The organism is Rheinheimera texasensis (assembly GCF_964031785.1).
Lineage (GTDB): Bacteria > Pseudomonadota > Gammaproteobacteria > Enterobacterales > Alteromonadaceae > Pararheinheimera > Pararheinheimera texasensis_A.
Window position 1 is genome coordinate 1 of sequence record NZ_CAXIRE010000014.1, and the last position, 12,821, is coordinate 12,821.

10 protein-coding genes are annotated in these 12,821 nt (G+C 55.5%); 8 read left to right on the forward strand and 2 right to left on the reverse strand.

Annotation, left to right across the window (positions count from 1 at the left end; translation table 11 throughout):
- Positions 1–189 precede the first annotated feature (189 nt).
- Positions 190–1,572 (reverse strand): sigma-54 dependent transcriptional regulator, encoded by a 1,383-nt coding sequence (locus ABNT34_RS03730; protein WP_348728930.1) that lies wholly within the window; start codon positions 1,570–1,572, stop codon positions 190–192.
- The gene (locus ABNT34_RS03735) at positions 1,572–3,365 is read right to left on the reverse strand and encodes an ATP-binding protein (protein WP_348729212.1); all 1,794 of its coding nucleotides are present in this window, start codon (positions 3,363–3,365) and stop codon (positions 1,572–1,574) included. The genes ABNT34_RS03730 and ABNT34_RS03735 overlap by 1 nt, the downstream gene beginning before the upstream one ends.
- 214 nt (positions 3,366–3,579) lie before the next feature.
- Between ABNT34_RS03735 and ABNT34_RS03740 the strand changes: the two genes are divergently transcribed.
- The 8 genes from ABNT34_RS03740 to ABNT34_RS03775 all read left to right on the forward strand — a co-directional run bounded on the left by ABNT34_RS03740 (position 3,580) and on the right by ABNT34_RS03775 (position 12,771).
- Complete coding sequence (locus ABNT34_RS03740; protein ID WP_348728932.1) at positions 3,580–4,050, forward strand: hypothetical protein; 471 nt, start codon at positions 3,580–3,582, stop codon at positions 4,048–4,050.
- A gap of 219 nt (positions 4,051–4,269) precedes the next feature.
- Entirely contained in the window at positions 4,270–5,430 is a 1,161-nt protein-coding gene (locus tag ABNT34_RS03745) for an efflux RND transporter periplasmic adaptor subunit (protein WP_348728934.1), read from the forward strand.
- Positions 5,427–8,489: an efflux RND transporter permease subunit gene (locus ABNT34_RS03750; RefSeq protein ID WP_348728936.1), complete on the forward strand. Its 3,063-nt coding sequence runs from the start codon at positions 5,427–5,429 to the stop codon at positions 8,487–8,489. Before ABNT34_RS03745 ends, ABNT34_RS03750 begins: the two co-directional genes overlap by 4 nt.
- A 232-nt stretch (positions 8,490–8,721) precedes the next feature.
- Positions 8,722–9,909, forward strand: coding sequence for a GGDEF domain-containing protein (locus tag ABNT34_RS03755; protein ID WP_348728938.1), 1,188 nt, complete (start codon positions 8,722–8,724; stop codon positions 9,907–9,909).
- Between the two features lie 66 nt (positions 9,910–9,975).
- Complete coding sequence (locus ABNT34_RS03760; protein WP_348728940.1) at positions 9,976–10,806, forward strand: helix-turn-helix domain-containing protein; 831 nt, start codon at positions 9,976–9,978, stop codon at positions 10,804–10,806.
- 40 nt (positions 10,807–10,846) lie between these two features.
- A complete protein-coding gene (locus ABNT34_RS03765; RefSeq protein ID WP_348728942.1) occupies positions 10,847–11,299 on the forward strand; it encodes a carboxymuconolactone decarboxylase family protein in 453 nt (150 codons plus the stop codon).
- Positions 11,300–11,314: 15 nt separating this feature from the next.
- Positions 11,315–12,271 carry a TlpA disulfide reductase family protein gene (locus ABNT34_RS03770; protein ID WP_348728944.1) on the forward strand — a complete coding sequence of 319 codons (957 nt, stop codon included), beginning with the start codon at positions 11,315–11,317 and terminating at the stop codon, positions 12,269–12,271.
- Positions 12,272–12,333: 62 nt separating this feature from the next.
- The gene (locus tag ABNT34_RS03775) at positions 12,334–12,771 is read left to right on the forward strand and encodes a hypothetical protein (RefSeq protein WP_348728946.1); all 438 of its coding nucleotides are present in this window, start codon (positions 12,334–12,336) and stop codon (positions 12,769–12,771) included.
- Positions 12,772–12,821: the final 50 nt, after the last annotated feature.

The window sequence follows — 12,821 nt, forward strand, 5'->3', positions numbered from 1 at the left end:
GTCACCTATGAGTGTGAACCTTACCGTCGGTTTTTCTTTGGTTACTTTCTTTTGCTGAAACAAAAGAAAGTGACTCACCGTTAGGTGAACTCTTTGCTAGACGGACTAGCGGCCAAGGTAAAAATGATTCAGCAAAAGCCAGCAAGAGCCAGCAAGAGCCAGCAGAGGCCAGCAGAACCTGCATAAAAATCACTCCAAAAAATCCCGCCGGGTCAGCTGATACTTAGCCATTTTGTCGTATAAGGTTTTGCGGGCGAGACCGAGTTCCTGCATCACGTCTTTGATCGAACCGTGGTGCTGATTCAGCGCCTCTTCGATCAGACTTTTTTCGTAAGCTTCGACCCGTTGTTGTAGCGACATCAGGCTGCTGATGCCATCGCTCGGCGCGTCGGTTTTACCAAAACAGACGGCGGGGCCAAGCAGCACATAACGTTCAGCCATATTACGCAGTTCGCGTACGTTGCCGGGCCAGTCGTGTTGTTGTAGTTGCTGCACTTGGGCAGGTGTCAGTGGTTGATATTCTTTGTGGAAACGCGCGGCAGCGACCAAAGCAAAATGACTGAATAGCAACATCAGGTCGTCGCGCCGGTCGCGTAATGGCGGCAGGCGGACTTCAACCAGGCTTAAGCGGTAATACAAATCGGCACGAAAAGCGCCGCTGGCGGCCAGCTGTTTTAAGTTGGTTTTGGTGGCGGCGATAATACGCAGGTCCAGCGCCACCGGCTGATTGGAGCCAAGCCGGGTAACACGACGCTCTTCCAGTACGCGTAATAACTTCACCTGCAGTGACAGCGGCGTGCTTTCGATTTCATCGAGAAACAAGGTGCCGCCGTTAGCGAATTCAAATTTGCCGGCGCGTTTTTTCTCGGCGCCGGTATAAGCGCCGGCGTCGGTACCAAACAGTTCGCTTTCGATTAATTGCTCCGGAATAGCACCGCAGTTGATGGCGACAAAATTATGCTCGCGCCGGCTGCTTTGTTCATGCAAATACCGCGCGACCAGCTCTTTGCCACAGCCGGTTTCACCAAAAATCAGCACGTCGGCCGGCGCGTCCAGCACGGCATCGAGCACACTGCGCAGCTGCACCATCGCCGGGCTTTGACCCAAAATACGCATGCCGGGTTGCTGCGCGCGGGCGACCGAAGCTTTTAAGGCGCGGTTTTCCAGCACCAGCGCACGTTTTTCTAAAGCACGCTGCGCTACTTCCAGTAAATGGCTGTTATCAAATGGTTTTTCTAGAAAGTCATAAGCGCCTTGCTGTAGCGCTTTGACCGCGAGCGACACAGCACCATAACCGGTCAGTACCACCACCGGAATTTCGGCATCGATGGCGTGAATGGCCTGCAGCAAATCCAGCCCGTGCATCGCCGGCATATGGATGTCGGTAATGACGATTCCGGCAAAATCCGCCGTTAATTGTTTTAACAGCGCACCCGGGTTGGCCGTGGTACTGCACTGCAGCCCCTCGAGGCGAAACAGCTGCTCGACGACGGTGCGGATCTCCGCTTCATCATCGATAAACAGAATTTGCGGCATAGCTTCAGTGGCAAAGTGAGTAGCAGGGTGCGGCATTAGCAGGTTTCCATCGGTAACAGCGGCAAGGTGACACACAACTCAGCGCCGCCTTGCGGGTGATTGCGCACTTCCAGTTTGCCGGCAAAGGACTGGATAATACGCTGCGAAATCGACAGGCCAAGCCCTAAGCCGTCGCGTTGTTTGGTGGTGAAAAAGGCTTCAAAAATCCGTTCCAGATGATGCGGTTCAATGCCAGGGCCCTGATCTTTTAACAGAATTTGCACCTGTCCGGCCGCGGTCTTGACCGCGACCGCCATTGCGGCGTCGCTTTGTTGTTGCATCGCCTGTAGCGCATTGGTCAGCAGATTAACCAACACTTGCTCGAGCTGGATAGGGTCGCCCAGCACCTGCGGTGCCAGGTCCGGTAGCTGCAGCCGCACTTTCACACCCTGGCGCTGACACTGATGATGCACCAACCCGACCGCGTCCAGCACCAGTTTGTTCACATCGACCGGCTGGTTTTTACCGGCGCTTTTGCGGCTGAAATCTTTAAACTGCGCGACGATATTGCCAAGCCTGGCAATCAGTTGCTGCATCGCCTGCAGGTTTTGTTTGGCCTCGCTGTACATGGCTTTATCGAGCATTTTGGCGGTGGTCTGGCTGTAGCTCGACAGCGCCGTCAGCGGCTGATTCAGCTCGTGGTTCAGCGACGCTGACAAACTGCCGATGGTGGCGAGTTTCGCCGCCTGCACCAATTCCTGTTCAGTGTGCGCCAGCGCGGTTTCGGTTTGTTCACGCTGCTGAATTTGCGCCACCAGTTGCTGATTGCTGGCGGCCAGGTCAGCAGTGCGGGCAATCACACGTTGTTCCAGTTGTCTGGCATGTAATTCCAGCTGCGCCGTGCGTTTTTGCCGCTCGCGTTGCAGACGCCAGCCGAGCAGCAAAATCACAAACAACAGGGAAGTCAAAAGCAGGGCGGCACTGAGTTGCTGATAAGCGTCTGTGGCCGGTGTCAGCACCGTTAATTGCCAGCCGAATTCGCTGAGTTGTTGCGACTGCGCCAGATAATTCTGCCGGTTGGCGCCAAGTGGCATTTGCCACAGTTGCTGCCAGGGCGTCAGCAGCGCCCGGCGTTCGGTCTGGCCGAGCGGTGTGATGGCTTTGGTCAGATAACGTGGCTGTTCTGTGCTGCTCAGTGGTGCGTCATCGAGTTTGGTCAGACGCCAGGCTGGCACATCGGAGAGGAAAATTTCATTGCTCTGGCCTGTGACAATAAAGTGGCTGCCTTTGAGGCCGGCGATTTGTTGTTGCTGCAGTTCCAGTGGTTCTAAGTCGACTTTTGCCACCAGCACAGCGCGTACCGGGCTGGCCGGATCCGTCGCTTCTTGGCGCAGTGGTGCGCTGTAATACACGCCGCGCATGCCGCTGGTATGACCCAGCGCATAATAAAACCCGCTGTTGCCGGCGAGCGCCGCCTGTACATAAGGCCGAAAGCCAAAATCACGGCCAACATAAGAAGTGGTGTCCTGACTGTTGCTGCTCGCCAGCACCAAGCCATCATTGCCGACCAGATACAGATCCGCCACCCCGGCGCTTTGTTGCAGTTCAGCCAGATATTGATTCAGCGCTGCGATATCAGACTGTGCCAGCCACTGCTGCAGCAATGGGCTTTGGCCGAGTGTTGCCGGTAATGTGGCGTGGCGGCCAATGCTGTAGCGCAAAAATGCCGCCAGATTATTGCTCTGACTGACCGCCTGGGCGCGCAAATCCTGATAAATCCAATGCTGGCAGGCTGCTGCGGTCAGCAATAACAGCAACAGATAACACAGCAGCATTGCCGGGCGGGGCATTCGGAGCACAATGAGTTCCTGAAATCAACGTGAGACCAACAGTGTAAGGGCAAGCGGCGCAGGCGGCAATTACGGCTCGGACACGGCCAGAGTCACTGCGCCTTGTTATTTCCAGCGAAACCAGCTAAGCCTGAAGACTCAGATCTGCGTAGTGCACAGGCCGGATAGTCCTGCCTGCAGCTGACAGGTTTCACTTAAGCTCAGGGGGCTGGCGATGGATCTGCTGTTAATTTTTCATGTGGCGGTCAGTGTGATCGCATTGTTGTGGGGCGGGTTGTTCAGCCTGCAGATATTACAAAACGGGCTGACAGAAGCCCGGACCAGAATCTTTTTGTTGCTGACGCTACTCACCAGTATCAGCGGTGTTGTATTACCGGCCGACAAATTATTACCGTCGCATCTGTTTGTCGCTCTGACACTGTTGTTACTGGCCGTTGCGCTCTATGCCCGTTACTCTGCCGGGTTACAGGGACGCTGGCGGCCGATCTTTCTGATCAGCAGCTTACTGACGTTTTATCTGAATGCATTTGTTGCGGTGGTGCAGGCCTTTATGAAGATCCCGGTGTTGCAGCCGCTGGCTCCTACCCAGACTGAACTGCCGTTTATCATCGCGCAATTGTTGCTGTTGCTGGCCTTTGGCTGGTTAATTTTTCGTTCTTGCCGGCCCGGTCCAACACAATCCTGACCCACCATCCGCTGTTCCAGACCGGCGCAGTCATGCGCCGTGCTGTTACTTGCCCGTAATTCCTGTTAATTTCAGTAATATCCCACGCATTAGTCGCCTTTCGCCGGGACTTGGCCGCATCTGCTGATCGCGACCGACCTTTCCCGCGTTTTGCTTGGGCAGAATAGCGGCATTATTTGACAAGAGTCAGCCGCGTCGCAACTTTTCGGGAGTACTTTCATGCAATTATCTCTGGTCTTATTGGCCACCCTCGGGCTGCTTGCTACCTTGAACTCTGCGACGGCTCAGCAACAACCGCAAGCGGGTGTCCCTGTGGTGGTTGCTACGGTGACCATACAAGATGTGCCGGTCTGGCTGCGCGGTATTGGTCAGGTCAAGCCACAACAAAGCGTCGAGATTAGGCCTCAGGTCGATGGTTTATTGCAGCAAGTGCTGGTGCGCGAAGGCGAGATGGTCGCAGCCGGTCAATTATTAGCGACGCTGGACGACCGTGCGATCAAAGCCGCACTGGCACAGGCCAAAGCGCAGCGCGCTGTGGTCGAAGCCAAACTGAATGTGGCAAAACGCGATTTACAGCGTTACCAGAATTTAAGCCAAAGCCAGGCGATTTCGGCGCAGCAAAAAGACCAGCAGCAAGCCAATGTGCAGCAACTGCAGGCCGAACTGCAAAGTGTCGATGCGCAAATCAATGCCCAGCAGGTGCAATTATCCTTCACCCAAATTCATGCGCCTATCAGCGGTCAGGTTGGTATTCGCAATGTCGACGCCGGCAACTATGTGCGGCCGTCTGATACACAAGGCTTGTTTTCCGTGGTGCAGCTTGACCCGATCAGCATCGAAATGGCATTGCCGCAGGCGCACTTACCACAATTGCAGCAACTGATGCAGCAAGTGCGGCGGCAGCAGGCGGTGCCGGTGGATGCTTTTGTGCAGGATGGCGGCGAAAAACTGGCGAGCGGCACTTTGGCGGTAGTGGATAACAAAGTCAGCGCCGGCAGCGGCACCATCCGGATCAAAGCTGATTTTGCTAACCCGACTCAGGCGCTGTGGCCAGCGCAAACTGTAGTGGTGGCGCTTCGCAGCAAATTATTAGCGCAGGCGCTGACCATTCCGGTCAAAGCGCTGCAACAAGGCCCGCAGGGTGCTTTTGTCTGGACTGTCGATGGCGACAAAGCCAAAGTGCAACCAGTGCAGGTGCTGGAAAGCACTGAGACTGTGGTTGTCGTCAGTGGCGTCAGTGCCGGCCAGCAAGTTGTCGTGGACGGCCAAAGCCGGTTGCGGCCCGGTGCCACTGTGCTGATTAAAACTGCCGCCGAACAGGCGCAAGCGGCTAAAGCGAAGAAACAAGCCAAGCAAGCCGCGGCGGAGCATGCAGCATGAATAGCCGCAGTATTTTTGCCTGGTGTATGCAGCACCCGATCGGCACAGTGCTGCTGACCTGTGCCTTAGTATTGATGGGTATTCTGGCTTTTCCGCGCCTGTCGATTGCGCCTTTACCAGAAGCCGAATTCCCGACCATTGAAGTCAGCGCGCGGTTACCCGGCGCCAGCGCTGAAACTATGGCCTCCGCCGTCGCCACGCCGTTAGAAGTTGCGCTTAGTTCAGTACCCGGCATCACCGAAATGACCTCCAGCAGCGCGCTGGGTTCGGTCAATATCACGCTGCAATTTGTACTGGAAAAAGACATAGACGCCGCCGCGCAGGAAGTGCAGGCCGCGCTGAATCAGGCCGCCGGCCGCTTGCCGGATATGCCGAATCAGCCGACCTGGCGCAAAGCCAACCCGTCGGACAGCCCAATTTTAATCATTGGCGTCACGTCAGAAACCCTGTCGCGCACGCAAATCAGCGACATGGCCGAAACCGTGCTGGCGCGCCAGCTCAGTCAGATTTATGGTGTTGGCGAGGTGTTTATCGGTGGCCAGCAAAAGCCGGCCATTCGCATTCAGGCGCGGCCGGAAGTGCTGGCGGCGAATAATCTGACACTTGCAGATATCCGCGCTGTGGTGCAAAAAGCCAGTGTCAATCAGCCCAAAGGCGCGTTATTTGGTGCCAACCGGGTGTCAACATTGGCGGTCAACGACCAAATCTTTAGTGCTGGAGAATATGGCCAGCTGATTGTGAAATACGACAACGGCAACCCGGTGTATCTGCGCGATGTGGCGAATGTGGTGGCCGGCGCCGAAAACGACTTTTTGCAGATTTGGCCCAATGGTGAATCCGGTGTCGCACTGATTATCCGCCGTCAGCCGGGCGCCAATATTGTCGCCACTGCCGATGCCATTCAGGCGGCGTTGCCGCAGCTGGTGTCGGCGCTGCCGGCCGATATTAAAGTTGAAGTCTTTAACGACCGTACCCGCACTATTCGTGCATCGCTGGCCGAAGTGGAGCTGACGCTGGCGATTGCTGTGGTGCTGGTGATTGCGGTGATGGCGGCATTTTTAAAGCAGTGGTCGGCGACTTTAATAGTCACGGCTGTGCTGTTGGTGTCGCTGATTGCCACTTGTGCTTTTATGTACGTCGCCGGCTTTAGCCTGAATAACTTAACCTTGGTGGCGATTGTGATTGCCGTTGGCTTTATTGTCGACGATGCCATAGTCGTGATTGAAAATATCCATCGGTATCTCGAACTTGGCCTCAGTAAAACCGAAGCGGCACTGAAAGGCGCACAAGAGATTGGTTTTACAGTGATTTCTATTTCAGTGTCGCTGATCGCGGCTTTTATTCCGCTGCTGTTTATGGGCGGCATTATCGGCCGGTTGTTTTTGGAATTTTCGCTGACCGCTGCCGCCGCTATTCTGATTTCAGTAGTGGTGTGTCTGACATTGGCGCCGACGCTGGCGTCGATTTTTATGGATAAAGCGCCACATCACGACCCGAATCATCCGGGGCTGTTTGACCGGCTGGCGCGGCGTTATGACCGCGTGTTGACCTGGGCCTTAGCGCATCAGCGTGTGATGCTGACTGTGTTTGGCTTGACGCTGGCCGGCAGTGTGCTGAGTTTTATCGCCATCCCCAAAGGCTTTTTCCCGCTGCAGGACACCGGTTTTGTCATTGGCTCTACTCAGGCGGCGTCGGACATTTCTTATCAGGACATGGTCGCCAAACATAAACAGCTGGAAGAGATTTTACGCAAAGACCCGGATATCACCGGCTTTAACCACGCAGTCGGTGGCAATAACTCCAGTGGCTCGGGCCGGATCTGGATAGTGCTGAGCGACCCGGATGACCGCGATGCCAGCGCCAGCGAAATTATCGACCGGTTACGGCCGCAGTTTGCGCAAATCCCTGGTTTACAGGTGTTTTTACGTGCCTCGCAGGACATTAACCTCGGCGCTAACCAGGGCCGCGCGCAGTATCAATATGTGTTAAAAGCGCTCGACAGCGACGAGCTGGCCAGCTGGACCAATCAGCTCACGGCAAAACTTCGACAAAACCCGTTGTTCACCGATTTGTCGAACGACCTGCAGTGGGACGCCAATATTATCCGGCTGGAACTGGACCGCCAGGCCGCGGCCCGGCTTGGTTTTACCGCAGCCGACCTGGATCAGGCTCTGTATGACGCTTTTGGCCAGCGCCAAATCAGCGAATATCAGACCGAAACCAATCAATATAATGTGATTCTGGAAGTCAGCCCCGAGCAACGCGGCCGCGCAGAGAGCCTGAATTATTTTTACCTGCGCTCGCCACTGACCGGCGACATGGTGCCGCTGCTGAGCTTTGCCAAAGTGCTGCCAGCGCAAAGTGGCCCTGTGGTGATTGCGCACCACGGCATGCAGCCGGCGGCGAATATTTCCTTTAACCTCGCAGCTGGCGTGGCGCTTGGCGATGCGGTTAAAGCGCTGGAACAGGCGCGGGTTGAGCTGAATATGCCTCCGGCGGTGCTGGGCACCTTCCTGGGCGCGGCGCAGGCGTTTCAGGATTCGCTCGCCAGTCAGCCGTTGCTGATCTTAACCGCCTTGCTGGCGGTCTATATCATCCTTGGTGTGTTGTACGAGAGTTTTGTCCACCCGCTGACGATTTTGTCGACGCTGCCGTCGGCGGCGATTGGTGCTATCGGTTTGCTGTGGTTGTGGGGGCTGGATTTCTCCATTATGGCGCTGATTGGCATCATTTTGCTAATTGGTATCGTGAAGAAAAACGGCATTCTGATGGTCGATTTTGCGCTGCAGGCGCAGCGTGAGCAGGGTTTAAGCGCGCGCGATGCCATTCATCAGGCCTGTCTGGTGCGGTTCCGCCCCATCATGATGACGACGCTGGCGGCGATTTTAGGCGCAGTGCCGCTGCTGCTTGGTTTTGGTACTGGCTCAGAGCTACGGGTGCCGCTGGGTGTGGCGATTGTGGGTGGCCTGGCGTTTAGCCAAATCCTCACTTTGCTGACTACGCCTGTGGTGTTTCTGACTTTGGATAAACTGTTTTTGCAAAAACGCCGGCAGGCTTAATTGGTTTGCCGGGTCATCTGCTGTGATACAGCACATTATGTTTTTTCATGATGTGCTGTAGCCGGCGCGACTTCGCTTGACAAGTTTCGCTGTCCCCAATCATGCTGTGTAAAGCTTTTCTGCGGCCGGCTTCTCTGACAAACCCGACGCTGAAAAGCCACATCTGATTCCACCAGCAGTGTTATCAAATCGCGTTTTATCCGGTCTCATCAGCAGAAGGCAGGGGCGATTTATGCTGTATCCAATCATGCATGCAGTCGGCAGCACCGTGTATTTCATGTTGTTTCTGCTGTTTTTATGCGCCCGGCTGGTGCCGCGCACTAACCCCGGGATCACCTTTTGGGCTTTTGCCGCCCTTGCTGCCTGTTGTGCCCGCCTTGCGATGTTATTGCTGCCGACTGAACCCGACGCGGCGAGCGGTTTGCTGTGGTATGCCGGTTTTATCGCGCTGGAAAAATTGCTGCTATTGCTGGGGGCCTTTCGTTTTTTTGGTGCTGTGCTGTTACCCAGCGGACGGATGGTGACAGACCGCTGGTTATACGCCGCTGTGGTGTTATTGCTTTGCTGGATTGCGGCTTATGGCGGATTGTTATTGCCCAGAGTGGCTTATGACATCGGCCTTGCCACCTTTAACGTACTGGCGTTGCTGTTGCTGGCCAGCGCCGTCTATCGTAGCCGCATCCGGCTGCCGCAGTGGATCAGGCGGGCTTTTGTCAGCGTGGTGTTATTGTTGACGCTGCACTGGAGCCTGATTGTGCCGCTGTATATCTGGCTGCTGCCGGACTGGCGCCAGCAGGGGTTTGTGTTTGGTACTGTGCTGGCGCTACTGCAATATTTGTTGCTGTTAACGGCGGTGATCATGCTGTTCTGTCGCCGGCTGACCGAATCTGAGGCCAAAGCGCTGGAACTGGCGTATCAGGACCCGTTGACCGGATTGAGTAATAAGCGTTATGTCGATGTGTTATTCGGTCAGGCGCTGCAGCTGGCGAACCGGCCGCACCAGGCGCTGGCGGTGTTTTATATTGACCTCGATAAATTCAAACCCATTAACGACAACGCCGGGCATAAAACCGGTGATTTAGTGCTGCAGGAAGTGGCGCGCCGGCTCAAAGCCAGCCTGCGCAGTACCGACATCTGCGCCCGCATCGGTGGCGACGAATTTGTCGTGATCGCAACTCAAATCGAGCAGGAGCAGTACGTGCAGGAGATCGCCGCCAAGCTGCTGAAACAAATGCAACAACCGGTCGAGATTGACGGCCACAGCTATGAACTCGGCGCCAGCATCGGCGTCAGCCTGCACCCGCGCCACGGCCTGGAACTGGCCGAACTGCTGGAAAAAGCCGACAGCGCCATGTATCAGGTGAAACAACAGGGCCGCAACGGTTACCGGCTCTACAGCGGCGAAGAACGGCGGGGATGAACCCCGCTTGCTCCGCCGGTCAATGCCGCATAAGCTGCGCTTATCACTGCTACCAAACAAAACCTGATGATCGCGTCAACCCAGCAAATCCAGACCTTACTACAACCGCAACTACAGCAATCGTTGCCAGGTTTTTCGCAGCGTGCCGCCTGCCATCAATTGCAGCCCTGGGTACAGCTGTACTGGTCTTTGTCTATTCCACCGGACAGCGGCGAGGTGCCAAGCCATGCCTTGTACCCGGATGGTGGCAGCAATCTGACTTTTGAATGGATACCGGGCCAGTTACCCAAAGCCTGGTTGCAGTATGACCCGAAACTGACCCACAGCCAGTTTCGCGCCGGCCAGCGTTTATTCAGTGTGCGTTTTCAGCCGACCGGCGCTTTTCAGCTGCTCGGCATCAGTCCGGCGGAATTAACCGCACCGCAGCTTGATTTGCAACTGGCGAATGTACCGGGGCTGCACCAGTTATTGGACCTGTTAGCAGGCCAAACCGATGCCAGTGCGCAAATGAACGCCGTCGAATGCTGGTTATTGGCGTTGGCCGAAAACAACATCTCAGGCCAGCAGCTGGTGCAACAAAGCCTGCAATTGCTGCAACAACCGGCGGCAGATTTACAGCATTTGTATGAGCAGTTGCCAAAAAGCCGGCGCCAGTATGAGCGGCGTTTTAAACTCGAAACCGGTTTGTCACCGGCGCAATTGCAACTGATGCTGAAGGTGCGGCTGGCGCGTTTTATCCTCAGTCAAAACCCGGCCTGTGACCTCGCCAGCGTGGCGCAGCAAGCCGGCTTTTACGACCAGGCCCATCTGCATCTGCATTTCAGTCGCCTGACCGGCCAGACGCCTGGCCAGTATAAAAAACGCAAAATGTCGCAAATCTCCAAGGCCGGGCGTTAGCGTATTCATACACTGGGCACCTCAACTATTGGAGGTGTTTATGTCAGAACGTATCAGCCGGACCCAAGTCTATAAAATGCAGCCGGCGCTGCTGCAACATCTGGTCGCCTTAGCCAAAGCGGCTGAAGCATCAGGCCTGCCGCACAGTCTTATCCACCTAATCAAAATCCGCGCGTCGCAATTAAACGGCTGTGCTTTTTGCCAGCATATGCACGCCAATGAGGCGCGTAAAGACGGCGAAAAACAACAGCGGCTGGACGTTTTGCCGGCCTGGCGGGAAGTAGGCGCGGTGTTCACGCCGGCCGAACAAGCCGCTTTGCGCTGGACCGAAGCGCTGACTTTGGTAGCGCAACAAGGTGTGTCGGATGCAGATTATGCCGCAGTAGCAGCAGAATACAGCGAAGCACAGATCCTTGATTTAAGCGTGTTAATCGTCACAATCAACAGCTGGAACCGCATCGCCGTGGCCTTTCATTTTCAGCCGGATTTTTAACACAGGGGATTTTCGATGAAGCACATAACGACTTACATCACAGCGGCCGGATGGCGTGCGCTCTGCGTTTTAATGCTGCTGACGCTGTCAGGCTTGGCCAGCGCCGCAGTGCCGGCCTATCGCACAGTGCCGCTGCAGGCTTTTCCCGGCGAGCAAATCAGTAACCTCAGCAGTTTAGATACCAGTAAACCCGTTTATATCAAGATGTGGGCGACCTGGTGCCAGCCGTGCATGCAGCAAATGCCGCATTTTCAGAAGCTGTATCAACAGTTTGGCGACAAGGTGAATTTTGTCGCGGTGAATATCGATATCAACGAAGCGCCTCAGGACATCCAGCAAGTCGTCAGCAAGTTCGGTCTGACTATGCCGGTGTGGCGCGATGTCGAAGGCAAACTGGCGGTGCAGCTGGGCTTAGTCGGCACGCCATTTTCCGTGCTGTTGAACACTGCCGGTGAGCAGGTTTACAGTACCCATGAGTCAGACCAGGCGCTGGATGGTTTTCTCGCCCGTTTAGCGCAAGGCCAGCAGTTACCACCGGCGTCCAGTGAAGCGCTGACTGCAGCAGCGCAACAACAGCGATTAAAACCGTTTTTAACCGGCGAACATCTGCTGTTTATCAGCGCCACCTGGTGCGACTGGTATTTAAAAGAATCCCGCCCGGCCATGTCGGCGCAGTGCCAGCAGGCGCAGCAGCAATTAAACACGCTGGCCGCCAAATTACCCAAAGCGCGCTGGACCGGTATCGTCAATCATCTGTGGACCGACGACAAAGCCTTAGCCGAATTTAACGCGCTGTACAAGATGCAGGTGCCATTTCAAATTGACCACAATGGCGTGTTATTTCAACACTTTAACGTGCGACAAATTCCGGTATTGTTAAAGGTATCGAATGGCAAAGTGCTGCAGGAAATCACCGATTTCAGCAACCCGGCACAAGTGCTGAGTCAGCTGGCGCAAGGTGCAAAAGGCTAAGACGCCAGGTATGTGAATAAGCGGCAGGTAACTAAGTGACAGGCGAACAAGGAGAATTTCAGATGTACACAATCACCGGAACCTGCCTGTGTGGTCGCTGCTTTTGTGGAGCAGTATCTTGTGAAATTCAGCTGTCACAACCCGCAGCGGCCTGTGCCCCACGCCGCTGCGATTGCGACTTCTGCACCAGCCGTAACCTGCAGTATCTGTCCGACCCCAAAGGCCAGCTACGCATCCAAAGCCCCCAGCCGCTACAGCGGCTGCAACAAGGCTCAGCCCAGGCCGAATTCCTCGCCTGCAGCCAATGCCAAACCGTCGTCGCCGTCTGCTATCGCGAAGCAGAGATCTGCGTCGGCGCCATTAACGCTTCACTGCTGCAGCCGCTAAATCAGTTCGCCGAGGCTGTGACAGTGCAGCCACGATTATTAGCCGCAGACACCAAAACCGAACGCTGGAAACAACTGTGGACACCGCTGGTGGTGGAAGAGGGAAGTGCCTGAGGGGAATGGGTGAGGTGAATAGAGGGTTTATTCGCCTCATTTGGTGAGTA